The organism is Bradyrhizobium jicamae (assembly GCF_001440395.1).
GTDB lineage: Bacteria > Pseudomonadota > Alphaproteobacteria > Rhizobiales > Xanthobacteraceae > Bradyrhizobium > Bradyrhizobium jicamae.
Map to the genome: position 1 here is coordinate 528 of NZ_LLXZ01000205.1, position 25,291 is coordinate 25,818.

A 25,291-nucleotide genomic window follows, 5' to 3' on the forward strand; every position below is an offset into this window, starting at 1 on the left:
CTGACGCTGTCCCGGCGGCGCATTGGCGACGCCCGGCTGACCCGGCTGCGGCGGCTGAACGGCGACACCCGGCTGGGTGCCCTGCGGAGCGACGGTGGTTCCGGGCGGCGGTGCCAGCGGCTGCGACTGGAAACTGCCAGGCGGCGGTGCGCCCTGCCCCGGCGGCGGCCGGTTCGGCGTCGGCAACAACCGCCCACGCGGCAGTTCCGGCACTTCCTCGTCGTCGTCAGGGATTTGTTGCTGCTGCTGACTGCCGCGCGGAATGGCGCCCGGCGGCCGCAGCGGCGGATCGGAAAAGATATTGCCGATCTGCGCCTGCGCCGGGGGCGCGAGCGAGGCCGTGGTGGCGGCGATCAGGGCCGCAAGACCGGTCAAGGCAATGGTTCGAAGCATCTCGCGCGGCTTTAACAGGCGAATCGGGCTCGCGACATAGTACAGACTTATCCGCCGCTCGCGTCCCTCCCGGTTAACACGCTGAATACGGCGGGGAAAGGGCGGTTTGCCCCCTTCCCGCCGCACTGAATCTGGCCTGGACGGACGCAAAACCGCCTTCCAGGCAGTCGTCCCATGACCTAGCCACGCCCCGTTTCAGATGAAATAGTTGCCCCTTCGCGTGGCCCCGCGCGAAAAACATCAAAATCCGGGAAAACCGGACGAGCAGAGGAAACCCCAAGCTATGCCCGATCGAATTCGCCTCGATGGCCGGGTTGCCGTCGTGACCGGCGCGGCCGGCGTCATCGGAACCGCAACCATTCGCCTGTTGGCCGAGCGCGGCGCCCGCATCGTCGCCGTCGACCGCAGGGAGGACGACCTCAAGGCTGCCATCAGCGGCCTGCCCGCCTCCGCCGAAGCGCTCGCGGTCACGGCTGACGTTACCCAGGAAGGCGACGTCGCCGAGTATGTCCGCGCCACCGTCGACCGGTTCGGCACCATCGATGCGTTCTACAACAACGCCGGCATCGAGGGCGACATCAAGCCGATTCCGGAATATTCGCTGGAGAGTTTTCGTCGCGTGCTCGACGTCAACGTCGTCGGCGTCTTTCTCGGCATGAAGCACGTGCTGCCGGTGATGCTGAAACAGAACAAGGGCAGCATCATCAACACGGCCTCGATCGCCGGCCTGATGGGATCGCCGATGATCGCCGTCTACAGCGCCAGCAAGCATGCCGTGATCGGGTTGACCAAGAGCGCCGCCTGGGAATGCACCGGCACCGGCGTGCGGATCAATTGCGTCTGCCCCGGCCTGATCGACAGCCGGATGCTCAGCACGATCCTGCAGGGCCGCAATCCCGGCAACGAGCCGCCGCCGACCGAGAAGATCGTCGATCGAATTCCGGCGCGGCGGCTCGGACAGGCTTCCGAAGTCGCCTCCATCGTGGCGTTCCTTGCGTCAGACGAAGCAAGCTACGTCTCCGGCTCCGCCTACACCGTCGATGGTGGCCGCACGGCGGCGTGACTAGCCGCGTCATTCCGGGGCGCATCGAAGATGCGAGCCCGGAATCTCGAGATTCCGGGTTCGGTCTTTTCGGACCGCCCCGGAATGACGAAACTCAAAACCAAGGTATCAACCGATATGCCCGTTACGCTCGATCCCGATGCCGCCGCCGTCTACAAGGCTTTTCAGGACGCAGGCCGCCCCGCCTATGAGACGCTGACCGCACCGGAAGCGCGTGAATACTACCGGGCCGCCCGGGTTGTCAGTAATCCCGAGCCGCCCGCGCTGGAATCGAACAAGCCGCTCAATATCCCCGCGCCACACGGCGCGATACCGGCGCGCATCTACACGCCGAAGACGCTGCGAAAGAGCAATGGCCTTGCACCGTGCCTCGTCTTCTTTCACGGCGGCGGCTGGGTGATCGGCGATCTCGATACCCATGAGGTGGTTTGCCAGAAGCTTGCCCATGAGGGCGACCTGATCGTCATCTCCGTCGATTACCGGCTGGCACCGGAGCACAAATTCCCCGCCGCCATCGACGACGCCATCACCGCGACCAGATGGATCGCCGCCAATGCCAATCAGCTCGGCATCGACGCGGGGCACCTGTTGGTCGGCGGCGATAGCGCCGGCGGCAATCTCGCCGCTGTCGTGGCGCTCGCCGCGCGCGACGGCGACGGCCCGAAACTTGCCGGTCAGGTGCTGGTCTATCCCGCCACTGATTTTGCGATGAAGCATCCCTCGCACAGCGAGCCCGAGACCAGCATCCTCTTGACGCATTCCGTGATCAAATGGTTCTGCAACCACTATCTCAACGGCACGACCGATATCGATCACTGGAAGGCCTCACCCGCACGCGCCAAAACGTTCGCGGGATTGCCGCCCGCCTATGTTCTGACCGCGGGCGCCGATCCGCTCCGCGACGAAGGCGCTGAATATGCCGCGCGGCTGAAGGAAGCCGGCGTGCCCGTGACCTATCGTCACTTCGCCGGCCAGTTCCACGGCTTCTTCACCATGGGCAAGCTGCTGCAGCAAGCCAATGTCGCCGTCAGCGAAATCGCCGCATGGCTGAAGGCGCTGAAATAACGCTACAGTACGCTCACATCCTTTTCGCGCACGTTCGAGGCCGTAGTGATCGACCCAATCGTTGTGTTTGGAATCCCCGTCGACTTCATCCTGTTTGCCCTGACGCTGCTCGGGGTCGCTTTATTCCATCACAAGACGCTTCAGGTCGCGCTCACCGGCCTCGCTGCGATCATCGCCTACAAACTGATCTTCACCGGCTTCAAGCACGGCACCGGGGTGGCCGGCCTCGGCCACCATATGGCGCATGAATGGGTGACGCTCGCCAATCTGTTCCTGCTCCTGATGGGGTTTGCGCTGCTCTCGCGGCATTTCGAGGAAAGCCGGATTCCGGATGAGATGCCAGCGCTGTTGCCGGACGACTGGAAGGGTGGCGTCGTTCTGCTCTGCCTGGTGTTCGTGTTATCGAGCTTCCTCGACAATATCGCGGCAGCGCTGATCGGCGGCACCGTGGCGCGGCACGTCTTCCGCGGCAAGGTTCACATCGGCTATCTCGCCGCCATCGTCGCAGCCTCGAACGCCGGTGGTGCCGGCAGCGTCGTCGGCGACACCACGACGACGATGATGTGGATCGCCGGCGTCAGTCCGCTCGCCGTGGTGGAAGCCTATATCGCGGCGATCGTCGCGATGCTGGTCTTCGCCGTGCCTGCCTCGATTCAGCAGCAGCGCTACTCGCCGATCCAGAAGGATCCGTCGAAAAGCGTGATGATCGATCCGGCGCGGGTCTTCATCGTCGCCGCCATCCTGATCGCCGCGCTCGCCGCCAACATCATCGCCAACGTGAAGTTCCCCGCTTTGCTCGATATCATCCCGGTGCTCGGCATCGCCGTCTGGGCGGTCATACTGCTGACGGCGGCATGGCGCGCGCCGGATTGGAAGGTGATGCCGGAAACCTTCAAAGGTACGATCTTCCTGCTTGCACTGGTCACCGCGGCCTCGCTGATGCCGGTCGAGAAGCTGCCGGCTGCGTCATGGCCGACCACGCTCGGCCTCGGATTCGTTTCCGCGGTGTTCGACAACATCCCCCTCACCGCGCTTGCGCTGAAACAAGGCGGCTATGATTGGGGATATCTCGCCTATGCCGTCGGCTTCGGCGGATCGATGATCTGGTTCGGATCGTCAGCCGGCGTCGCGCTGTCGAACATGTATCCGGAAGCTAAGTCGGTCGGCCGCTGGGTCGCCCATGGCTGGCCGGTGGCTGTGGCCTATGTCATCGGATTTTTCGTGATGCTGGCGGTGCTCGGCTGGCACCCCGACCGGCCGCATTAGCTTTGGCAAATGCGCACCAGAGGTAATGGCCTGCCCCTTCCCGGCCACCATCTTGTTGACCGGCGTCATCAAGCCGCAATCTCTCCCATTTTCGGGCTAGTCTTCGCGAATAACGAATCTGCCTGCTGATTCGGCAGATGATCGTGACGCGCGGGGGTATTGCCATGGCATTTTTTAAGCGCGAATTTTTTAAGCGGGAGCTCGACCCGATCGAGCGCTTCGAGAACGCGCTGAAGGAGAAATTGGCGGCCCGGCAGAAGCTGGCCGACCGCTTGAGTCTTGCAGAAACGGAACTTGCAGAGAAACGCACCGCGGCCGAACGGCTGGCGGTCGCAGGAGCCGCCGCTGCCCGGCTTGATCGGGCAGAAGCTGACATGCGTGCCGTCGAAGAGCGCACCAAGACATGGCGCGCCGCATTGGTGGAACATGACGAGCAGGTCGCATCAGCCGAGCGCGCACTGGCCGATGCCAAGGCACAGCGCGACCGCGACACGATGGCGGACCAGATCGAAGCGATGGCTACCGCGATCGAGCGCGCTGCGCCGGGATTTGACGCAAGCGCCACGACGCTGGTCGAGGCCGTCACCAAGGCTGCGCTGTCGATAGCGGACGCAACCAGGTTTTCGAACAACGTGGATGCCGTGCGTCGCGAAGTTCTCTCGGCAGCGGACTTGATATGTTGGGAGCTGCGATCCGCGGCGGTGCGCACACGTGCGGGCAACGCCAACCTGGCCGACCCCTCGCTGTCAGTGTCGGAACAACTGCTATCGCCCGAGGTTGATCGGCAGTTGATCTACACCCTCCATCCTCTGCTTTGGCGCGAGGACGGCGAGATACGCCGAGTTCCGGCCTTCGCGCTGGTCGGGTTGCCCAAGGCGCTGTTGCCCGTCGCGCTGCAGCATCAGCATGTGGACCATCTCAACGCCCGCCGTGTGCAGACGCTGATGCATCTTCACGGCAGCGAAGGGCTCGGCGAACCCGAGGCTGACGATCCACAACTCGTGGATCTCGACGCTTTGCTCTCAGAAGATAAGCCGAGCGCGCAAGCCGATGTTGCCTGAGCCGGCGCAGACGGCAACCGACGAGCGCTGAACCAACGCTTCCGGCGAACGTTATCCGGGTTCCATGAACCCGGATTTCGAGGGATGCGGCTGCGCGTTGTCACGCTCAACGTCTGGAATCGGCAAGGCGACCCGAAGCGAACCGGTCTGATCAACCGGGAACTGCGCCGGCTGGCCCCCGATCTCGTGTCGTTGCAGGAAGTCGCGAAATCGCCGGAAAGTTCGCAGCTCGACGAACTGATCCGCGACACCGGGCTGCATGGAACACATCAGGCCGACGTTCTGCGCACCATGCCGCCGCATGCCGATCGCTTCGGCGGCAACGCCGTTGCGACGCGATGGCCGCATCGCGTCGACGAAGTGCTCGACCTGCGCATGTCCGATGCGAACGACGTCCCCTGGTGCTCGCTGGCGGTAACGGTGCCGCTGCCCGGCGAAGGCGATCTTCTGTTCATCGCAGCCGCGACGTCGTGGCGGCTGGCCGCGGAAGCGGCGCGCGAGCGCCAGGTCGTGGCGCTGACGGACCTTGATGCGCGTCACCGCCGCGCGCTTCCCACCATCATCGCCGGCGATTTCAATGCAACGCCCGATGCAGCCAGCATTCGCTACCTCAGCGGGCTGCAGTCGCTCGGCGGGCGAAGCGTCAAGTATCACGACGCGTGGCAAATCGCCGGCGAAGGTGAGGGCCATACCTGGAACACCGACAACCCAAGTGCAAAGTCGGAGATCGGCAAAATCGTCCGCCAGCCGCATCATCGCCGCAGGATCGATTACGTGTTCGTGGGCTCCTGGGACGCCCATCCGAAAGCGACCTGCGAAGTTCGAGCCGCCTCGCTCGCGTTCGACCAACCGGTCGACGGCATCTGGCTCAGCGATCATTTTGGCGTGGTGGCCGATCTGGAAATCAGCGCAACGGCTTCCCAATAGTTGCGGCGCAAGTTCCCCCGGAAATCGGGTGGGCACCACGCCTCCATCCTGCGATCCCAAACGTTGACGAAGCAAGCCGTCGCGCTTGCAGCAAAGCAGCAGTTGGAGAAAGCCAATGAAGTCCGAAAACAATCCGGCAAGCCGTAATCCGTTCGGCGTCATGGACGTTCCAAATCCCAATGATGATGGCGTGATGCAGTTCGCGGGCATCACGATGCCGGAAGAATCCGCCACCGACGAAAATGCAAAGCCATGGAGCAACGGAGAAACCAACGACCGGCGCGACACGATCGAGGGCCAATGGTCGAGCCGCTGGAACGGAGCTGCGGACCCCACCATTCCCGGCGATACTCCCGATCAATGGAAACAGGGCCGCGGCGAGGCAAAGATCGTGGGAGACCGCGTCTACCTGCTGTTCGACTGGGATTCCGGCGCGCGCCGAGGGCTGATCGACGCACAGCGCGAAGGCCCGCGGCGGCTGGTCGGCAAGTATATCAACCTGAACAACCCGGAGATCACGGTGCCCTGGGTCGGCCTCGTCGTGAGCGATCAGCGAATAGACGGTTACTTCTCGCAAGGCCGGGTGGATTTCCGCAGGTAACGGCTTTCCGCCTACCCTGCCCTTGCCGCGCGGCGCAGCGATTGCGGCGGCTGGCCGAAGGCACGGATGAAGGCGCGGCGCATCCGTTCGGGATCGCGAAAGCCGGTGGTTTGCGCGACGCGCTCGATCGCCTCGCTCGAAGACTGCACGCGCTGCCGCGCCACCTCGATGCGCAACCGCTCCACCGCTTTCGATGGCGTCGTGCCGGTCTCCGCCATGAAGGCGCGGGTGAAATGCCGCGAACTCATGCCGGCCTGCTCGGCGAGATCCTCGACGGTCAGCGGCGCATCGAGGTTCTCCCGCGCCCACGCCAGCAGCGGCCCGAAGCGGCCATTCGGCGCCTTCAATTCCAGGAGCGAGGAGAATTGCGACTGGCCGCCGCTGCGACGGTGATAGAGCACGAGCTGCTTGGCGGTCTTCTGCGCGATGTCGTCGCCGTAATCTTCCGCGATCATCGCCAGCGACAAATCGATACCGGCCGATATGCCGGCCGACGTCCAGACGTCGCCGTCGCGCACGAAGATGCGGTCGGGCTCGAGCTTCACTTGCGGATAGGTTTTCAGAAAGTGCCGCGTGCGCTGCCAATGCGTGGTGGCGCGGCGGCCGTCGAGCAGGCCGGCTTCCGCAAGCACGTAGGCGCCGGAGCAGACGCTGGCGATGCGGACGCCACGTTTGGCCATCGCGCGCACGAAGCCAAGCGTCTTCTCGCAGGCGGCCGCCTGGCGCACACCCTCGCCGCCGGCGACGATCAGCGTCGTGATCGCGGATGCCGATTTCAATCCACGGGCGACGATCTCGACGCCCGATGACGAGCGCACCGGCCCCGGCATCACCGCCAGAACCCGGATCGATGGCGGCCCCTCGGCAAAGCGCGCCGCGATCTCGAACGCCGAAATCGGCCCGGCAGCATCGAGCAACTGGAAATCCGGAAAGACGAGGACGCCGATCATGAGATTTGCCCGTTTTTGGCTGATGTCCTGAAATGAGGGAAAAATGCCATTTCGGACGTGAGGCGACCATGTCAGGATGCCATCCGTCAAGCCAAATTTTCCGGAGGTCACGATGTCCGCGCCGTCCCCGACACCCACGCCGCTGCAGATCGGTCTCGTGCTGTTCCCGCGCGTCACCCAGCTCGACTTCACCGGTCCCTTGCAGGTGTTCTCCAGCCTGCCCGGCGCGAAAGTGCATCTGATCTGGAAGCGGATCGAGCCGGTGACGAGCGATTCCGTGCTGACGCTGACGCCGACGACGACCTTCGCCGAGTGCCCGCAGCTTGACGTCATCTGCGTGCCCGGCGGGTTCGGCACCGACGACATGATCAACGACGAGGAGATGCTGGCCTTCCTGCGCCAGCAGGCCCCCGGCGCAAGATACATCACCTCGGTCTGCACGGGCTCGCTGGTGCTGGGGGCCGCCGGCCTGCTCAAGGGCTACCGCGCGGCGACGCACTGGACGGCGATGGACTTCCTTTCGGCGTTCGGCGCGATCCCGACCAGGACGCGCGTCTGCGTCGACCGCAACCGCGTCACCGGCGGCGGCGTCACCGCAGGCATCGATTTCGCGTTGACGCTGGTCTCGCTGCTGCACGACCAGCGGACTGCGGAAGCGATCCAGCTCCGCCTCGAATACAACCCGGCGCCGCCGTTCAATTCCGGCTCGCCCGACACCGCGCCGCCGGAAGTCCTCGCCATCATGAAGGAGAGGATTGCGCCAGCGCAGATCCGCCGCGGCGAGATGATCGAGCGCGCCGCCGCGCGGCTGGCGTAGCCTTTCGTGTCGGACACCTAACTGCTGGCGTCGAGCAAAATAGAAAAAGGCCGCCTGGTTACCCAGACGGCCTTTCCTTTCCTACGGCAGCCACACATTAGCGGGCGATTTCAGGACTCTGCACCGGGGGCCTATCTCCCAGCCGTATCCTACTCGGTGGCCGCTGCTAGCCGGGACAGTCGCGATCTGGAGCCCGACACCGACGCGATGGTTTCCCATCTCCGTAAGATGGGTTCATTAAGCCGCGCCAACGCGGAAGGCGCAAGTCGGCGCCAGCGAGTGTCCCCGCTGATCCCGCTATTCACAGGGGTGTGGAATAGAAGGTGCGAGCTGCGCCTTCGCGCAAATCGTCTCAGCTTCCCGGCGTCCAGGCCTGATAATCGCCGGTCGCCTTGGGGCGACGGCCACTGACCAGCGTCGAGCCGGAGGGACGATAGGCCGCGGGCGTGCCGGTCAGGTTCGGCTGGTGCGGCTTTTCCCATTCGCGCGGCGTGTAGCTCTGTTCGGTCGGCGCGACATCGACGGTGTGATGCAGCCAGCCGTGCCATGACGGCGGCACCCGGCTCGCCTCGGCATAGCCATTATAGATGACCCAGCGCCGCTCGAAGCCGAGCGTCGGATCGATCTTGCGGCCCTTGGTGCGGTAGTAGCGGTTGCCCTGCTCGTCCTCGCCGACCAGTTCGCCGAATCGCCACGTCCACAATTGCGTGCCGAACGTCTGGCCGCTCCACCAGGTGAAAAACTTCAGCAAGAACTGCTTCATGGGGCTCGGCCGGTTCGAGAAAAACGTGCCGCTCTGATGCCATCGGCGGGGCGGATTGTCCAGACAAAGGCTGAGATTCCAGCCTTGCCGGAGGCGGTTTGCCACGTCCAATTGCGCCCGCTGATGGTCGCGGTATCGGCGCAATCCGTTCATCCCTGGTACAGTTCCGCTGCCACAGGCTGGGTCCGCGCGCAATCCATGCGCGGGTTCGGGAACGTACGCCTCTTGAACGGGTTGGCCTATATCCCGGAAATGGAGTCTACAATGATCAGTCTGAAAGTTTTGAGTACTGCGGCAGCGATAGCGCTTACTTTGCCCATGGTCGCAAGCTTTAGCGCCGCTCAGGCGCAGGGTATGGCCGGTGCTCGCGGTGGTGGCGGCGGCGGTGGTGGCGGCGCAGCTATCGGAGGCGGCGGCGGTGGAGCTATCGGCGGTGGTGGCGGTAGAGGTGGCGGTGGCGCAGCGATCGGTGGAGGTGGCGGCGGTGGCGCGGCAATTGGCGCAAGCGGCGGCTTTAGAGGTGGCGGCCCCGGCATAGCGGCCGGCGGCGGCGCTGGCATGAGAGGCGGTGGAATGGTCGGAGGACCCGTTGCGACACCGGGCATCCGGCCCGGCGGCGGTGCAGTTGTCGCAGGCCGCGGCCCGGGGAACTGGTCTGGTAGCGGCTGGCGTCACCATCACCACCGTCCCGGTTTCTGGCCGGGCTTTGCGGTTGGTGCCGGTATCGGCTCAGCCTACGGCTACTACGGCAACTCCTATTATTACGATGATCCCTACTACTATGACGACACCGCCGTGGTCGCTGCGGCGCCCCCGGCCGGCGATGATGCCGTGGCGTATTGCATGCAGAGGTACAAATCCTACGATCCGGCGTCAGGCACCTATCTTGGCTATGACGGCCAGCGGCACCCCTGCCCGGCGCAATAACTGGCCATCATGAGTTCGAAGGGCGGCGCATTCCCCTGCGCCGCCTTTCTCGTTCCAGAATTACGAGCGCAGCGCCACCGCGACACCGCCGAGCGTGAACACCAGCGCGGCGATTTCGCGCAGACCGAGCGGTTCGTGAAGCATCGCCGCCGCCGCAAGCACGCCGATGACGGGAACCAACAAGGTTCCGATCGAGGCCGTTGCCGCCGGCAACCGTTCCAGCGCGGCAAACCAGCACACGTAGCACAGGCAGAACTGGATCAGCGTCATATAGACCAGCGACGCCCAGCCGACCGATGACAGCGCAGCCAGTTGCGGCTGCTCGACCGCAAGTCCGACGATTGCGATCGGCACGCAGCCGAGCCCGATCTGCCAGGCGGCCAGCGACAGCGGCGGCATCGCCAGCGGGAAATGCTTGGTCAGGACGGTGCCGAGCCCGACGCAGACCGCGCCTGCCAGCGCGAACGCGATGCCCGGCAATTTTTCGACACTGGCGTCGATGCCATGGCCGCCGATCAGCACGGCGATGCCGGCAAGCGCGACCGTCAGCGCGACAGCGCGGAGCGGCGACAGCCGCTCACCCAGGATCGGCCATGCCAGAAACGCCACCCAGACCGGAATCGATATGCCGAGCACCGCGGCCTCGCTGGCGTTGAGCCATAACAGCGCCAGCCCCATGAACGCGACCCAGCCGCCGATCGTCAGCGTCGAAACCAGCAGGAGCCGCAGCCACATCGCCCGCGGCACGGTCAATTTTTGCCGCCACGCGAGCGCAAACAGCGCGAGCGCCGCGGCGCCGGCGATGCCGCACAGGCCGCGCGAGGACAATGGCGGCCATTCGCTCAGCAAATGTTTCATAATCGGGAAGTTGAGACCCCACCCGACCGACGTGACCGCAAGCAGGATGAGCCCGAGCGGCGACAGCCGTCCCGAAAAATTGGTCAACGACATGGCAGGTTCTAGATCCGGAACCGGGATTGCATTTGTTCTTGTTCTGACGTGCGAAACAGAATTGCTCTCGACAACTTTTGTGTGCACTCTACCATACAGACGACCTGTCGGCGTTTCGACTTAATCGTCGTATGGGATGTGCGCCTGACCGCCGTCCGAAGGAAGAAGGAATCATCGTGCCGCGCGTTCTCGTGGTCGATGACGACCCGATGGTATGCGTTGCCATCGAGGTTTGTCTGACGCGCAAGGGTTTCGAGGTCACCGTTGCCGACGGTGGTGAAGCAGGAATGCGCGCTCTCGAAGCCGACGATTTCGACGTCATGCTGGTCGACGTGTTCATGCCGCATATGCGCGGCTTCGAATCGATTCGAATGTTTCACGAGCGCAGACCGGGTGTGCCCGTTATCGCGATGTCGGGCTACGCCTTCGCCAACGCCGAACGCGCGCCGGATTTCCTGCGGATGACCATCGAGCTCGGCGCGGCATGCTGCCTGCGCAAGCCGTTCACGCCGGACGCGCTGTTGACCTCGGTCAATCAATGCCTCACCAAACCGAAAGCTTCCGCGCAGCACTCAGAATAATGAAGTAAGCAACTCGCAATGCCCTCGCAGCGTATCATTCTTGGAATTGGCCTCGCCATCCTCCTCGTTATCGGCGCTGCCTCGATCGGTCTGGATCTCAAGTCGCGGTCCGATGCGGCCTCGGTCGACCGCGCGCTCGGAATCCTTAGCAAGCTCTCCGACATGCGCCCGCTGCTGCGTAGCGCGGAAAGCGCGGCGCGCGCATTCGCGCTTACCGGCGATGAGAAGTTCGCCAGGGAATACCGCGAGGCCAGTGACGCCATCCTGGCGGCACTGCCGCCACTGATCGAGGCGGTCAAGGACAATCCCACCGAAAAACAGTTGATCGAACAGACCAAGGCGCTGGTGGAGCGCCAGATTGCTGTCAATGGCGAGCTGATCAGGCTTCGCAATGCGGGAGACAGCGCCGCGGTCGCCGATCTCGTCGGCCAGGAAGATCGCGAGGCCACGGCGACGATCGCCGGAAACCTTGCAAAGGCGGTGGCGGAAGAGCGCCGGCTGCTTTTTGCCAGGCGGGCCGAATCCGAAACCACCGGAAGGTTCCTGCTGGCGATCGATCTCGCCGGCGTCGCGCTGATTCTGGTTCTCGCCACCGTCCTGACGCTGGCCGCCCGCCGCTCGCGCCAGGAACTGCAGGATTCGCTGAGCGCCAGCAAGGCCAACAACGAGGCGCTCGAGGCCACGGTCGCCGACCGCACCGAGCATCTGGTTGCCGCGCACGACGAACTCCGCCTCTCGGCCGCAATCCTGCGCAGCACCTTTCACAGCATGGCGGAGGCGGTGCTCGTCATCGACACCAAGGGAGAGGTGCTGCTCTCCAATCCGGCTGCCGAAAAGATGCTGCGCTACCGGCCGGGAATGACGATCGAGCTGTTGCGCTCGCTCAGCACGGTTTTTCATGCCGACGGCGTTACGCCGCTGCCGGTCCAGGACATGCCCGCCGCCCGCGCGCTGCGTGGCGAGGCGTTCGACGCCAGCGAAATCGTGGTACGCCCAGTGAGCGGCAATCCGCCGGTTCATCTCGTGATCAGCGGCAGGCCGCTGCGCGACGCCGCGGGCGCGATCAGCGGCGCGGCGCTGGTCTATCATGACATCACGGCCTCGCGGGAAACCGAACACAAGCTGTTGCAGTCGCAGAAGCTCGACGCCATCGGCAAGCTCACCGGCGGCGTTGCCCACGACTTCAACAACATGCTGACCGTGATCACCGGCACCACCGAAACGCTGGTAGCTGGCCTGGCGCGGGAACCGGCGTTGCAGAAGACGGCCGAACTGATCGACCAGGCGGCGGAACGCTGCAGCGAGCTGATCCAGCATCTGCTTGCCTTCGCTCGCCGCCAGCCGCTGCAGCCGCGCAATGTCGACATCAACGCCACCGTACTCGACATCGCAAAACTGCTGCGCCCGACGCTCGGCGAGCAGATCGAGGTCAACTCGATCCTCGAGCAGGAAATGGCGAGCGCCCATATCGACGCCTCGCAACTCGCCAACTCGCTGCTCAACATGGCGATCAACGCGCGCGACGCGATGCCGAACGGCGGCAAGCTGTTGCTGGAGACGCGCAACGTCGTGCTCGACGAGGCATATACGAAAGGAAATCCGGGCGTGAAGCCCGGTCCCTATGTGATGCTCGCGGTCAGCGACACCGGCGCCGGCATGCCGCAGGACGTGCTGGACAAGGTGTTCGAGCCGTTCTTCACCACCAAGGAGGTCGGCAAGGGCTCAGGCCTCGGGCTGAGCATGGTCTACGGCTTCGTCAAGCAATCGGGCGGGCACATCCGCATCTATAGCGAGATCGGTCACGGCACCACCATCAAGCTCTATCTGCCCCCTGCCCGCGGCCAGGTCGAGGCCGCGCCGGCGGCGGCCCCGCCGCTGCCGCACGGCAACGAGACCATCATGGTGGTGGAAGACGACGCGCTGGTGCGCAATTTCGTCACCGCGCAATTGCAGAGCCTCGGCTACCGCACCGTGGCCGCCGCCAACGGGCCGGCGGCGATGAATCTGATCGAAGACGGCCAGGCATTCGACCTCCTGTTCACCGATGTCATCATGCCCGGCAGCATGACCGGACGCGAACTGGCCGACAAGGTGTTGAAACTCCGCCCCGGCATCAAGGTGCTGTATACGTCCGGCTATACCGACAACGCGATCGTGCACCAGGGCCGCCTCGATCCCGGCGTGCTGCTGCTCACCAAGCCTTACCGGAAGTCGCAGTTGGCGAACATGATCCGCCGGGCGTTGTCGCGGTGAGCAACCCGCAAGCCTCTGCCCTTGCGGCGTCGTTTTCAATGCCGGCTTGATATATGAAAAGCGTGAGACGCTGGACGACAAGATTCGCGGGAAGAGCCAAGGCTGATGGCCGACGTCATCTACAAGCGCTGCTATTTCGACTGGGGCGGACGATGCGCCTACTGCGATGTTGTACTCTGCCGGCAAAAGACGGGCGGCAAGGTCAAGGCCAGCATCGACCATTTCATCCCGCTCTCAAAGGGAGGTCAGAACGGCAGGAGCAACCGCGTGCTGTCCTGCTACCCCTGCAATCTCGCCAAGAACGACGCCGATCCGCGCGAGACCAATCAGTGGCCCCACGTCGAACAGCGGCTTGCCGCGATCGCCGCTTCGCCGATTATCAGTCACGGGAAGCTCAGACTGCTCATTCCCGAACTGGAGAGGCAGCTTGCCGTTTAGGGGGATGAGCGAAAATCCAGCCCCCGTTCTTAGATTCTGCAGTTTGAAAGTGAGTCGCTTTTTTCGTCATGGCCGGGCTTGTCCCGGCCATCCACGTCTTTCTTGGATGCCCGGCACAAGGCCGGGCATGACGAGTTACGTCAACGCCCTTGTTTCATCGGCCGCTTTTTGAGTCAGGCCTGATCCACGGAACCCGTGTCGGGCGCCCCTTCTCGAACCGCGCCTACCCGCCCCTCACTGCGCGCCCGAGCCGCCCGCCACGATCTTCTCGTTCAGCTTCTGATCCACGATCTCGACCGTGCGGTCGATCTCGGCGCTGGGGGCGCCGAGCTGATGCGAGATCAGCTTCACGAGCAGGTCGACGCGCTCGATGAACGGCGCGCCGGCGGCGACTGCGCGCGCTGCCGATGACGGCTTAAGCAGGCTTTCGGCTGCCTTGGCATATTTCGCGAACGGCACCTGGTCGGCCGGGTTGGCGCCGAGGCGCCGGGCGATGCCGTCGACATGGTCGTAGATCGACTGCGACAGTTTGAGATCGCCATGCACGGCGTCGCGGATCGCCTGCGGCTCGGTCGGCGTGATGCAGCGGTAGTTGCCGGTGAGGAGCATCGACCATTTGGCGAGCGGCACGAACAGCGAGTCGAATACCTTCAGCTTCACGGGAACGTCGTGGCCGTCGAGCGTCACCGCGTCGATGTCGGCTTCGAGCTCGCGCAGCAGCTTGTTGTGCTTGTCGTCGGCAAAGGCGGCGGCCTTGAAGTTGGTGGGCAGGCCGACATGCAGCACGTTGGCCGCCTCTTCCGGCGGACGGAAGGCCTGCGGATCGGGCGAGCACAGCGACACCAGCCCGGGCTGGAAGCGTTCCCATACCGACGCATTGGTATAGGCCTCCTCCAGGTCCATGTCCGCCAGCGCCGGGATGCGCTTGAGATAAGGCAGCGGCGGCATGTTCATGATCGACAGGCAAGGCAGCTTCGCCGCGGCGATCTTGACCATCAGTACGCGGATGGTGTGGTTGGTGTATTGCGGCTCCTGCATCGCAAGGCCGACCAGGTCGTAACGGGAAAGGTTGACCTCGGCGGGCGTGGTCGCGTCCAGCTTGCCCGGCAGGTTGCGCGAGAAGATCGCGCGGTGCACCGCCTCGTCGCGCAGCTTGATGCGAACCTCGGTGCCGTCGCGGTTGATGAGCTCGGCCGTCTTCTTGCGGCAGACCAGGGTCACGTTGTGACCGGCCATCAAAAGCTTCGTCGCCAGCAGGGAGCCGTAGGAGGCCCCCAGGATCAAAATGTTGCGCGCCATGCTCTCTCTTTCACAGGTGATACCAAATTGAATGCCCCCGACCCCACCGAGGCCGAAATTTCGCCCGTGGCATACAACGAATAGATAGGTGTTACAATCACATAGCGTTCCTCTTTTTCGTCTCCGGAAGAACGCCCGCCCCCGCGCCAGGGAGCAATTGACGGCTTTTTCCGGCCGTGGAACCGTTGGATTCGAAACCACACGACCGATGCCTATTCGGCGACGCCATCATGGGAGGACCACAACGTGTTCACGCGACGCGCTTTTTCGATGTTCGCCGCTGCCACGGTCCTCGCCGGAGCAAGGAGCGCCCGCGCCCAGGGCACCTTTGCCACGCAAAATATCCGCCTGGTTGTCGGCTATCCGGCCGGCGGCGGGGTCGACATCGTCGCCCGGCTGCTCACGGACCCGATGAAGGCGGCATTCGGCCAGGCGGTGCTGGTTGAGAACAAGCCCGGCGCGGCGGCGATGATCGCGGCGCAATCGGTCGCGCGCGCGGTCCCCGACGGTCATACGCTCTTGGTCTCCGCGGCCGGCGAGGTCGCCGTCAACCAGCACATCTACAAGGAGCGGATGGCCTATGATCCGCTGAAGGAGCTGACGCCGGTGGCGCTCGCCGGCATCGTGCCATGCGTGGTGGTGGTGGCGGCGACCACGCCGGTCAAGACACCGGCGGAGCTGATCGCCTACGCGCTGTCGAACAAGGGAAAGCTCTCGTTCTCTTCCTCTGGAGTCGGCAACCCCCAGCATCTCGCCGGCGAATTGATGAACCGCATGGCCGGCACCGACGTGCTGCACGTTCCTTATCGCGGGTCTGCACCGGCCGTCACCGACGTGGCTGTCGGCGCGGTGACGATGAGTTTTTCCAGCCTCGGCGCGGCGCTACCCCTGATTCAAGACGGACGCCTGCGCGCGGTCGCCGTCACTTCGCGCGAGCGCATGCCGCAATTGCCAGACGTTGCCCCGTTGAGCGAAGGCGCGCCGTCATTGGCCGGATACGAATTGCTCAACTGGTTCGGCGTGTTCGCGCCATCGCCCACGCCGGAGCCATTGCAGGCCCGCCTGTTCGACGTCGTGTCGAATGCGCTGCAGGAAAAAGCGACGATGGAGAAGCTATCGATCCAGGGCATCGTCCCGCGGCCGATGACGCTCGCCGAGCTGCGCGGCTTCGTGCGCTCGGAGAGCGAGAAGTTCGGCAGGATTGCCGAGGCCGCGAAAATCCGGGCCGAATGAGGGATCACGCCGGGATTTAAGACCGCGTCGCCAGCACGACGCCGGCGAGCGTGAACACCAGCGCCACGATCTGGATCACGCCGAGCGGCTCGCCGAGCGCGATGGCCGACGCTACGACGCCGATCACCGGCACCGCCATGGTGCCGATCGCGGCGACCGAGGCCGGCAACCGCGCCAGCGCGGCGAACCAGCTGACATAGGCGATGCAGAACTGGATCACGGTGGAATAGATCAGCAGCCACCAGCCGAGCGGCGTCACCTTCTCGATATGGGTGGTCTCGACGGCGAGGCCGATGATGACGATCGGGAAACATCCGAGCCCGATCTGCCAGGCCGCGGCAGGAATCGGCGGCAGCGGCACCGGCAGCCGCTTCGCCAGCACCGTGCCCAGCGCAAAGCCGAACGCGCCGCACAGCGCCATGATCATGCCCGGCAGTTTTTCCGTTGTAGCGGTAATGCCGTTGCCGCCCATGATGGCGGCGAGGCCGGCAAACGCCATCACCAGCGCCACCGTGCGCAGCACCGTCGGCCGCTCGCCGAGCACCGGCCAGGCCAAAAGCGAGGCCCAGACCGGCATGGTGTAGGCGATCAGCGCGGTCTCGCTGGCCGGCAGCCAGAGCAGCGCCAGCCCCATCAAGACCATCCAGCCGGTGACGTTGAGCAACGCCGACAGCATCAGCCGCGGCCACAAATGCCGCTCGACCTTCAGGCTCTGCGAACGGACCAGCGCCAGCACGGCCAACAGCGCCGCGCCGATCACGCCGGTCGAGCCGCGCAGGGTCAGCGGCGGCAGCTCGCTCAGGAGGTATTTTGTGACGGGCCAGTTGAAGCCCCAGCCCACCGAGGTGATGGCGAGGAACATCAGGCCTGCCGGCGCGATCCGCGACGGCGCGGTGGATTTTGATTCTGTCATGGAGCCCGGCAGAGGGTGGAATCGGCCCTCACCTTGCCGTTAATCGGGGCGTGCCGCCACGGATACGCGGACATGCCAGACCTCCCCTCCCCGTAGCCTTACGTGAGTCTCTCGGGTGCAATCCCGAAAGCTCAAAAAATACCTGCCCTGTGAACAGCGGGCGCAGGCCTCCCTCCACAGGGGAGCAACAATTTTTTTGTCTTGGGAATCCTTCAGGACTCACCGATACTTGGCTCGATCACAGGCGCGGCACCGACCCCTGTTTTCCCGACCTTTCCACCATATTTAGTATTTGATTCAGGAACTCGTACTACTCCTTGACGGGTGTCACGGGTTTGGCCTAGCCTTGGTACTGGACGGCGCGAGTTAAGTTCTGGGTCCCGCCGATCGCTCCCAAATGGGTTCCGAACGAGCACTCCGTCAGCCGGTAGAGGCACGGATCGAGGGCTTGTCTGCCCAAAATTCGGGGGTGATCCGGGGCCTAAAAAACGAGCCGAATCGCTCAAAGGCGACGAGTTGCGGCGTTGAGTTCGAGCATGATCGGAGGACCGGCCTGGGGTAGGCGGCGCTCCGAACAGGCTCAAGACGAAGGGATGGGGCTGGCTTCGCCGAAAAGGCGGGACGAGCCCTTGGGGTGGCGAAAGCAGAAACAGGGCCGGGTCCACCGGTAGAGCTAGCGAGTCTCAAGGCCCAGGGTTGGTTTCAACCCTGGTGTCGAAGGTTCGCTCATTGAAACATCCGGCAACCGCTAGCAAAGCGGACCGGGCAAGAAGACGGGGCACTAAAATGCGAATCGAGCGGCGCAACACCACTTCCGGCCAGTCACCCTATGCAGGGATTGATTTCAGGCTGACGACATCGGAGATCCGCAACCCCGACGGTTCGATCGTGTTCCGGCTCGAAAATGTCGAGGTGCCCCAGTTCTGGTCGCAGGTCGCCTCCGACGTGCTGGCCCAGAAATACTTCCGCAAGGCCGGCGTCGCCGCGTGCCTGAAGAAGGTCGAGGAAGAGAGCGTGCCGTCGTTCCTGTGGCGCTCGGTGCCGGATACCGAGGCCCTCGCCCAGCTCCCCGAAAGCGAGCGCTATGTCGGCGAAATCAGCGCAAAACAGGTGTTCGATCGCCTCGCCGGCTGCTGGACCTATTGGGGCTGGAAGGGCGGCTATTTCTCCAGCGATGAAGACGCGCAAGCGTTCTACGACGAGCTGCGCTACCAGCTCGCCAAACAGATGGTCGCGCCGAACTCGCCGCAATGGTTCAACACCGGGCTGCACTGGGCCTACGGCATCGATGGCCCCGGCCAGGGCCACCATTACGTCGATCCGTTCACGGGCAAGCTGACCAAGTCGAAATCGGCTTACGAGCATCCGCAGCCGCACGCCTGCTTCATCCAGGGCGTGGGTGACGACCTCGTCAACGAGGGCGGCATCATGGATCTCTGGGTGCGTGAGGCGCGCCTGTTCAAATACGGCTCCGGCACCGGCTCCAACTTCTCGCGTTTGCGCGGCGAAGGCGAGCGACTGTCCGGTGGTGGCCGCTCGTCCGGCCTGATGAGCTTCCTCAAGATCGGCGACCGCGCCGCCGGCGCCATCAAGAGCGGCGGCACCACGCGCCGCGCGGCCAAGATGGTCGTGGTCGACGCCGATCACCCCGATATCGAGACCTATATCGACTGGAAAGTGAAGGAGGAACAGAAGGTTGCCGCCCTCGTCACCGGCTCCAAGATCAACCAGAAGCACCTGAAGGCGGTGCTGAAGGCCTGCGTCAACTGCGAAGGCAGTGGCGACGACTGTTTTGACCCGGAGAAGAACCCTGCCCTGCGCCGCGAGATCAAGCTCGCGCGCCGCGCGCTGGTGCCCGACAACTACATCAAGCGGGTGATCCAGTTTGCGAAGCAGGGCTACAAGGACATCGACTTCCCGATCTACGACACCGACTGGGATTCGGAAGCCTATCTCACCGTCTCCGGCCAGAACTCCAACAACTCGGTCTCGCTGAAGGACGATTTCCTCCGCGCTGTCGAAACCGATGGCGACTGGAACCTGATCGGCCGCACCAACAAGAAGATCACCAAGACGCTGAAGGCCCGCGAGCTCTGGGAAAAGATCGGCCACGCCGCCTGGGCCTCGGCCGATCCCGGCCTGCACTTCAACACCACCATGAACGACTGGCACACCTGCAAGGCGTCAGGCGAGATCCGCGCGTCGAACCCGTGCTCGGAATACATGTTCCTGGACGACACGGCGTGCAACCTGGCGTCTGCCAACCTGATCACCTTCTACAACACCACCACAAAGCGCTTCGACGTCGAGGCCTATGAGCACCTGTGCCGGCTCTGGACCATCGTGCTCGAAATCTCCGTGATGATGGCGCAATTCCCGTCGAAGGCGATCGCCGAACTCTCCTACGAGTTCCGCACGCTGGGCCTCGGCTTCGCCAACATCGGCGGCCTGCTGATGACCATGGGCCTGCCCTATGACAGCAAGGAAGGCCGTTCGCTCTGCGGCGCGCTGACCGCCGTCATGACCGGCATCGCCTACAAGACCTCGGCCGAGATGGCGGCCGAGCTCGGCACCTTCCCCGGCTACAAGAAGAACGCCCAGCACATGCTGCGCGTGATCCGCAACCACCGCCGCGCCGCCCATGGCAACGCGTCGGGTTATGAGGCGCTCGCCGTCAACCCGGTGCCGCTCGACCACGCCTCGTGCCCGCAAGGAGATATCATCACGCATGCGACGAAAGCGTGGGACGATGCCCTCACCCTCGGCGAGACCAGCGGCTTCCGCAACGCGCAGACGACCGTGGTAGCGCCGACCGGCACCATCGGCCTCGTGATGGATTGCGACACGACCGGCATCGAGCCTGACTTCGCGCTGGTGAAGTTCAAGAAGCTCGCCGGCGGCGGCTACTGGAAGATCATCAACCAGGCCGTGCCCGAGGCGCTGCGCGCGCTCGGCTACCGCGAAAGCGACATCGCGGAAATCGAAGCCTACGCCGTCGGCCACGGCTCGCTCTCCAACGCCCCCGGCATCAACGCGTCAACGCTGAAGGCAAAAGGCTTCACCGACGAAGCGCTGGCCAAGGTGGAAAAGGCGCTGCCGACCGCGTTCGACATCAAGTTCGCCTTCAACAAGTGGACCTTCGGCGAAGACTTCCTGCGCGACACGCTGAACCTCGCGCCCGAAGCGATCGCAGCCCCCGGCTTCGACCTGCTCGCCGCGCTCGGCTTCACCAAGCGCGAGATCGAGGCCGCCAACGTGCACATCTGCGGCGCGATGACCGTGGAAGGCGCCCCGCACCTGAAGGCCGAGCACTATCCGGTGTTCGACTGCGCCAATCCCTGCGGCAAGATCGGCAAGCGTTACCTCTCGGTCGAGAGCCACATCCGCATGATGGCGGCCTCCCAGCCGTTCATCTCGGGTGCGATCTCCAAGACCATCAACATGCCGAACGACGCCACCGTCGAGGACTGCAAGTCGGCCTACCTGCTCTCCTGGAAGCTCGCGCTGAAGGCCAACGCGCTCTACCGCGACGGCTCGAAGCTTTCCCAGCCGCTCAACTCGCAGCTCATCTCTGACGATGACGACGAGGACGATGCGGTGGAGGCGCTCTACGAGAAGCCGATGGCGGCGCGTGCCGCGCAGGTCTCGGAAAAGATCGTCGAGAAGCTGGTCGAGCGTATCGTCGTGATGCGCGAGCGCGAGAAGATGCCGGACCGCCGCAAGGGTTACACCCAGAAGGCCGTTGTCGGCGGCCACAAGGTTTACTTGCGAACCGGCGAATATGACGACGGCCGTCTCGGCGAGATCTTCATCGACATGCACAAGGAAGGCGCGGCGCTCCGCTCCTTCATCAACAACTTCGCGATCGCCGTCTCGCTCGGCCTGCAATACGGCGTGCCGCTGGAGGAATATGTCGACGCCTTCACCTTCACCCGCTTCGAGCCGGCGGGCCCCGTGCAGGGCAACGACAGCATCAAGTACGCGACCTCGATCCTCGACTATGTGTTCCGCGAACTCGCGGTCAGCTACATGTCGCGCTTCGACCTCGCCCATGTCGATCCGACCGAGTCGAATTTCGACGCGCTCGGCAAGGGCGTCGAGGAAGGCAAGGAGCCGGGTGACGGCCACCAGGCCACCAAATATCTGTCCAAGGGCCTGACCCGCTCGCGCACGGATAATCTGGTTGTCATGCGCGGCGGCGATGTGGACGCCCGCAGCTCCCACAACGTCACCGCCATCGCCGGCCACGGCGCCAGCGCCCGCGTCTCCGACGCCCACGAAGGCGCGGTGGCGCTGAAGCAGGAAACCAGCCACGACCTGTCGCCGACGGAACGGCTGGAAGCCTTGCAATGGAGCAAGGCCGGCAGCGCGGCGGTGGCCGTGGCGCCGAGCAAGGCCGAACGTAGGGCTGAAGCGAAAGCCAAGGGCTACGAAGGCGAGATGTGCTCGGAGTGCGGCAACTTCACGCTGGTGCGGAATGGGACCTGCATGAAGTGCGATACGTGTGGGTCTACGACGGGGTGTTCGTGAAGGGGCACACGCGCCTGCGATCAATAACGCTGAGCTGAGATGAGAATGCCCGGTTAGACCGGGCATTCTCTTGGGGTGAACTTCGATGTTTCATTCTCCTAAGAAATCGGTTCTCTATTGCGCCTATCGGCTGGAGGTTGCGCATTCGACTGCAACAGGCAGTACCAAGCTCATTCAAGGCACCGCGTTCTATGTAAAAAAGAACTCAGATCTGTTCCTTGTAACCAATCGTCACAATCTCGATGCGCCGATGAAGGATCCGAAGTACGCCGGGTACAAGCCTAGCGGGCTCAAATTATCCGGATATTTCAATGGTCAGTATTTAACTGCGGAACTGGCCAGTCCAGAACTTGCAATTGGCTTTCCAGACAATGACGACGAAGACGTCGCCGCGATCCAGGTCACAAACGTTCGCTTTAAAGCGGAAGGGAGCATGGTAGTCACCCAGCTCGATTATGATCTGCTCGCTGATGCCGATATGCTAGCAAAGATCGACGTTTGCGATCTGGTCGCACTTCCTGGCTATCCCGAGTTTTACGATCGAAATGGGAATCGACCCATTATGAGAATGGGCACGATCGCGAGCGACCCCGAGAGCGATTATTGTGATCTTGGAATGAGACCTGCGCGGCGCATCGCTTATGAAGCGTTTTCCTCTGCAGGGTCATCCGGTAGTCCCGTATTTGCGCTTGCGAAGGGGATGCGGACCGGCGCCGGCCTTTCAGGCGGGTATTTTCGAGATTTTTGTTTGCTTGGCGTTAACGCCGGCCATCTCCGCGGACGAGACGACATGGACTCTAGTCATGCGGGAATATCGTACTGCTTTAAATCGACCTGCATTGCCGAAGCGATAAAGGATGCTGAGCACGGAGCAAGACAGATAAGCGAAGGGAATAATCCGTCGATCTCCTTGGCGCTCACCAGAGAGAAATCAAGCATCGATTGAGATCGAAGCAGGTAGCTTCTATGAATGCCGCGATCCGGGACATATCCCTTCGCGCATGCGGTAATTGCGGTGACAGTGCACTAATCTGTCGTAGGCGAAGTGCAGTTTAGTGCACTGTCATCTAATCCCTATCACACCCCTCACCGCTGCCTTTGCCCCAGATAAAATCCAACCAGCACCGTGACCAGTCCCGCCGCCTGCAGCGCGGTCGGGGGCTCGCCTAGCAGGAGCCAGCCGGCGAGTATCGTCAGTGCCGGCACGGTCGCGGGGATCACCGCGGCGCGGGCGACGCCGATGGTCTGGATCGAGAATGCGAACAGATACAGCGCGGCTGGACCGGCCAGGATGCCCTGTGCCAGCGCCTGCAGCGCGTTTTCGCCAAGGCCGAGCGCCGCCACGCGATTGAGGCCGCCGTAGGCCGCATAGAGCGGCAGCAGCGCGAGCGACAGCACGCTGATGACGGTGGCGGCCGAGAACGCGGAGACGCGCCAATGGCGCAGCAGCGTGCCGAACACGGCGAACATCGATCCGGTCATCACGAACAGCAAGTCGCCCATCACACCGTCGGCGCCGATATGGCCGATCGACTCGGCGCCGATCACCGCAAGCCCGCCCACGATGACGACCGCCCCCAGCACGCGCGAGGGAGGAACTCGCTCGCGCAAGAAGAACGCAGCCAGCAGCAGGCCGCCGAGCGTCGCGCTGGAAGGCTGGATGACGCTGCCATGGCCCAGCGGCACAAACAGGAAGCCGGTATAGCTGATGAGCGACATCACGGGACCACCCAGCACCATCAGCACCAGTCCGCGGCCCCAGCCAATGCCGCCGAGATTGCCGATGCCGGCGCGCAGCACGAGCGGAAGGAACACCAACCCCGACCACACGAAGCGATGCATCAGCAAGTCCGGCGGCGTGAAGCCTGCCTTCAGCCCGTGCCGGGTCGCGACAAAACCGAGCGCCCAGCACAGCGCCGCTCCAGCGCCGCACGCGACCCCAAGCAGGGCCGGTTTCGTGTCAGGTTTCTGGGCTGGAGCATCGCCGCCGCCGATCGGCTGGTTCATGGCGGACGCTTAACTTGGCCCGCCCCCCTGTTCAACCCACGCCCATGCAGGGCTGACGGGCGCGCCGCCGCAAGCCGCCTGCTTCCTGACGCCGCCTCAGGACTCGCCCGCCGCCGTGAAAAACCTCGTCCCGTCGAAAAACCGGTTCGGCCGGTTGAATATCGCCAGGAACGTCGCCCCCTTCGGCGCGTGCGCGACGTGGATGTTGCCGCCCGGACGCCACACGAAATCGCCGGCACGGCACGCGCCTTCGGCGTCTTCCAGCGAGCCTTCGAGCATGAAAGTCTGTTCGAGTGCGGTGTGCTCGTGCAGCGGAACGACCGCGCCGGGCGCCATCTGGAACAGGATGGTGGAGCGTCCCTCGTCATCTTGATAGAGGATCTTCATCTCGATGCCTTCGAACTGCGTCGGCTGCCAGGGCATCTTTGACGCGGCGACGATGTGCGAGCGAAGTTCGGGCGGGTTGACGGGCACGGGCTGGTTCATGGCTCTTGCTCCGGAAATGGTGGCGCATTCCAGTTCGCTGACGGGACCTGTCTTACCACATAAGGGATTGGGCGAGAACGCGCCGCCAGCAAGCGTAGGCGGGATTGCCGAAGGCGACAGCGCCGAGTGCCAGTAGACGGGATGGTTGAACTCCCTCATCGTCGCCATTGGAAAAGCTTGGCTAAATCCCCTACTTTGTGTGCATGCGGTACATATTGATCCTTATCTGCGTCCTGGCGCTCGGCGCCTTCGGGTTCGCGGGATTTATTTATTGGAAGTACTGCCAGCTCTTTCCTGAACCTTCCAACGAAACGGTCCAACTCACGCTTGAAAAGCGCGCCACGCTGGAGCGGCTGAGGAAGGAAGCCAAATTCCAGGCTCATGATTTTTCGCCTCTCGGCTACACGGGCGCCGAGACACCCGAAGACAAGGCGCGTGCGACAAGCGCCGTAAACGGGGTAATCGATGCTGTACTCGCACAGCCCGACGGTCCGGTTCAGGCCAGAACAGTTTCCAGCCTCATTGGAAAAGCGATGAGGCAGGTATTTTGGCTCGCTACGGAAGATCGCAACCGGACTGCGGACTATCTGCTGGAGATCTGGTACATCCTCGGGTTCAAACTCGCGACCGGACAATTTGCGTACGGCGCCGCATACCGGAAGCCCGCGGGATACAGCGAACCGCTTCCACCGGGATGGACCGCTCCCGATCAGCCACGCCCCATCAACCCATAGCGAGCCTGTTGTTCGACAGGCTCTGCCTTCAAC

At 63.7% G+C, this 25,291-nt stretch carries 23 protein-coding genes and 1 pseudogene; 16 read left to right on the forward strand and 8 right to left on the reverse strand.

The window, feature by feature from the left end; all coding sequences use genetic code 11:
- Positions 1-375, reverse strand: a pseudogene (locus CQ12_RS45380) (DUF2155 domain-containing protein); the annotation flags it as partial.
- 301 nt (positions 376-676) lie between these two features.
- Here CQ12_RS45380 and CQ12_RS35235 point away from each other — a divergent pair.
- The 6 genes from CQ12_RS35235 (at position 677) to CQ12_RS35260 (ending at position 6,376) form a co-directional block, all read left to right on the forward strand.
- On the forward strand, positions 677-1,456 hold the full coding sequence (locus tag CQ12_RS35235; protein WP_057839872.1) for an SDR family NAD(P)-dependent oxidoreductase: 780 nt from the start codon (positions 677-679) through the stop codon (positions 1,454-1,456).
- 117 nt (positions 1,457-1,573) lie between these two features.
- The gene (locus CQ12_RS35240; RefSeq protein ID WP_057840039.1) at positions 1,574-2,521 is read left to right on the forward strand and encodes an alpha/beta hydrolase; all 948 of its coding nucleotides are present in this window, start codon (positions 1,574-1,576) and stop codon (positions 2,519-2,521) included.
- A 45-nt stretch (positions 2,522-2,566) separates the two neighbouring features.
- Positions 2,567-3,787: a hypothetical protein gene (locus CQ12_RS35245; protein ID WP_057839873.1), complete on the forward strand. Its 1,221-nt coding sequence runs from the start codon at positions 2,567-2,569 to the stop codon at positions 3,785-3,787.
- A gap of 137 nt (positions 3,788-3,924) precedes the next feature.
- Positions 3,925-4,848, forward strand: coding sequence for a hypothetical protein (locus tag CQ12_RS35250; protein ID WP_245310300.1), 924 nt, complete (start codon positions 3,925-3,927; stop codon positions 4,846-4,848).
- 84 nt (positions 4,849-4,932) lie between these two features.
- On the forward strand, positions 4,933-5,775 hold the full coding sequence (locus CQ12_RS35255; RefSeq protein WP_057839874.1) for an endonuclease/exonuclease/phosphatase family protein: 843 nt from the start codon (positions 4,933-4,935) through the stop codon (positions 5,773-5,775).
- A 115-nt stretch (positions 5,776-5,890) separates the two neighbouring features.
- A complete protein-coding gene (locus CQ12_RS35260) occupies positions 5,891-6,376 on the forward strand; it encodes a hypothetical protein (RefSeq protein WP_057839875.1) in 486 nt (161 codons plus the stop codon).
- Between the two features lie 11 nt (positions 6,377-6,387).
- On the opposite strand, the gene CQ12_RS35265 is transcribed toward CQ12_RS35260, so the two are convergent.
- The gene (locus tag CQ12_RS35265) at positions 6,388-7,326 is read right to left on the reverse strand and encodes a GlxA family transcriptional regulator (RefSeq protein ID WP_057839876.1); all 939 of its coding nucleotides are present in this window, start codon (positions 7,324-7,326) and stop codon (positions 6,388-6,390) included.
- 112 nt (positions 7,327-7,438) lie between these two features.
- Between CQ12_RS35265 and CQ12_RS35270 the strand changes: the two genes are divergently transcribed.
- The gene (locus CQ12_RS35270) at positions 7,439-8,143 is read left to right on the forward strand and encodes a DJ-1/PfpI family protein (RefSeq protein WP_057840041.1); all 705 of its coding nucleotides are present in this window, start codon (positions 7,439-7,441) and stop codon (positions 8,141-8,143) included.
- 352 nt (positions 8,144-8,495) lie between these two features.
- Here CQ12_RS35270 and CQ12_RS35275 read toward each other — a convergent pair whose 3' ends face one another.
- Complete coding sequence (locus CQ12_RS35275) at positions 8,496-8,906, reverse strand: NADH:ubiquinone oxidoreductase subunit NDUFA12 (RefSeq protein WP_057840042.1); 411 nt, start codon at positions 8,904-8,906, stop codon at positions 8,496-8,498.
- A gap of 361 nt (positions 8,907-9,267) precedes the next feature.
- Here CQ12_RS35275 and CQ12_RS47500 point away from each other — a divergent pair, with 361 nt between their 5' ends.
- Together CQ12_RS47500 and CQ12_RS47505 are read left to right on the forward strand one after the other, a co-directional pair.
- Entirely contained in the window at positions 9,268-9,444 is a 177-nt protein-coding gene (locus CQ12_RS47500) for a hypothetical protein (RefSeq protein WP_347337454.1), read from the forward strand.
- A gap of 35 nt (positions 9,445-9,479) precedes the next feature.
- Positions 9,480-9,833 (forward strand): BA14K family protein, encoded by a 354-nt coding sequence (locus tag CQ12_RS47505; protein WP_347337455.1) that lies wholly within the window; start codon positions 9,480-9,482, stop codon positions 9,831-9,833.
- A gap of 60 nt (positions 9,834-9,893) precedes the next feature.
- Here the strand turns inward: CQ12_RS47505 and CQ12_RS35285 are convergent, their stop codons facing one another.
- The gene (locus CQ12_RS35285) at positions 9,894-10,784 is read right to left on the reverse strand and encodes a DMT family transporter (protein ID WP_057839877.1); all 891 of its coding nucleotides are present in this window, start codon (positions 10,782-10,784) and stop codon (positions 9,894-9,896) included.
- A gap of 176 nt (positions 10,785-10,960) precedes the next feature.
- On the opposite strand from CQ12_RS35285, the gene CQ12_RS35290 reads away from it, so the two are divergent.
- The 3 genes from CQ12_RS35290 (at position 10,961) to CQ12_RS35300 (ending at position 14,056) form a co-directional block, all read left to right on the forward strand.
- Complete coding sequence (locus tag CQ12_RS35290; RefSeq protein WP_057840044.1) at positions 10,961-11,365, forward strand: response regulator; 405 nt, start codon at positions 10,961-10,963, stop codon at positions 11,363-11,365.
- An 18-nt stretch (positions 11,366-11,383) separates the two neighbouring features.
- Positions 11,384-13,618 (forward strand): CHASE3 domain-containing protein, encoded by a 2,235-nt coding sequence (locus CQ12_RS35295; RefSeq protein ID WP_057839878.1) that lies wholly within the window; start codon positions 11,384-11,386, stop codon positions 13,616-13,618.
- Positions 13,619-13,723: 105 nt separating this feature from the next.
- On the forward strand, positions 13,724-14,056 hold the full coding sequence (locus CQ12_RS35300) for an HNH endonuclease (protein WP_057839879.1): 333 nt from the start codon (positions 13,724-13,726) through the stop codon (positions 14,054-14,056).
- Positions 14,057-14,290: 234 nt separating this feature from the next.
- On the opposite strand, the gene CQ12_RS35305 is transcribed toward CQ12_RS35300, so the two are convergent.
- Positions 14,291-15,355: a ketopantoate reductase family protein gene (locus tag CQ12_RS35305; RefSeq protein ID WP_057839880.1), complete on the reverse strand. Its 1,065-nt coding sequence runs from the start codon at positions 15,353-15,355 to the stop codon at positions 14,291-14,293.
- A 246-nt stretch (positions 15,356-15,601) separates the two neighbouring features.
- On the opposite strand from CQ12_RS35305, the gene CQ12_RS35310 reads away from it, so the two are divergent.
- Positions 15,602-16,588: a Bug family tripartite tricarboxylate transporter substrate binding protein gene (locus tag CQ12_RS35310; RefSeq protein WP_157088673.1), complete on the forward strand. Its 987-nt coding sequence runs from the start codon at positions 15,602-15,604 to the stop codon at positions 16,586-16,588.
- Positions 16,589-16,604: 16 nt separating this feature from the next.
- On the opposite strand, the gene CQ12_RS35315 is transcribed toward CQ12_RS35310, so the two are convergent.
- Positions 16,605-17,501 (reverse strand): DMT family transporter, encoded by an 897-nt coding sequence (locus CQ12_RS35315; RefSeq protein WP_057839882.1) that lies wholly within the window; start codon positions 17,499-17,501, stop codon positions 16,605-16,607.
- 786 nt (positions 17,502-18,287) lie between these two features.
- Here CQ12_RS35315 and CQ12_RS35320 point away from each other — a divergent pair.
- Both CQ12_RS35320 and CQ12_RS35325 read left to right on the forward strand, forming a co-directional pair.
- Positions 18,288-22,031, forward strand: coding sequence for a vitamin B12-dependent ribonucleotide reductase (locus CQ12_RS35320; RefSeq protein WP_057839883.1), 3,744 nt, complete (start codon positions 18,288-18,290; stop codon positions 22,029-22,031).
- Positions 22,032-22,116: 85 nt separating this feature from the next.
- A complete protein-coding gene (locus CQ12_RS35325) occupies positions 22,117-22,977 on the forward strand; it encodes a trypsin-like peptidase domain-containing protein (protein ID WP_057839884.1) in 861 nt (286 codons plus the stop codon).
- Positions 22,978-23,117: 140 nt separating this feature from the next.
- Here CQ12_RS35325 and CQ12_RS35330 read toward each other — a convergent pair whose 3' ends face one another.
- Positions 23,118-24,038 (reverse strand): DMT family transporter, encoded by a 921-nt coding sequence (locus CQ12_RS35330; protein WP_057839885.1) that lies wholly within the window; start codon positions 24,036-24,038, stop codon positions 23,118-23,120.
- A gap of 96 nt (positions 24,039-24,134) precedes the next feature.
- Complete coding sequence (locus tag CQ12_RS35335) at positions 24,135-24,524, reverse strand: cupin domain-containing protein (RefSeq protein WP_057839886.1); 390 nt, start codon at positions 24,522-24,524, stop codon at positions 24,135-24,137.
- Between the two features lie 215 nt (positions 24,525-24,739).
- Between CQ12_RS35335 and CQ12_RS35340 the strand changes: the two genes are divergently transcribed.
- Positions 24,740-25,258 carry a DUF4844 domain-containing protein gene (locus CQ12_RS35340; RefSeq protein WP_198164338.1) on the forward strand — a complete coding sequence of 173 codons (519 nt, stop codon included), beginning with the start codon at positions 24,740-24,742 and terminating at the stop codon, positions 25,256-25,258.
- The last annotated feature ends 33 nt before the right edge of the window (positions 25,259-25,291 follow it).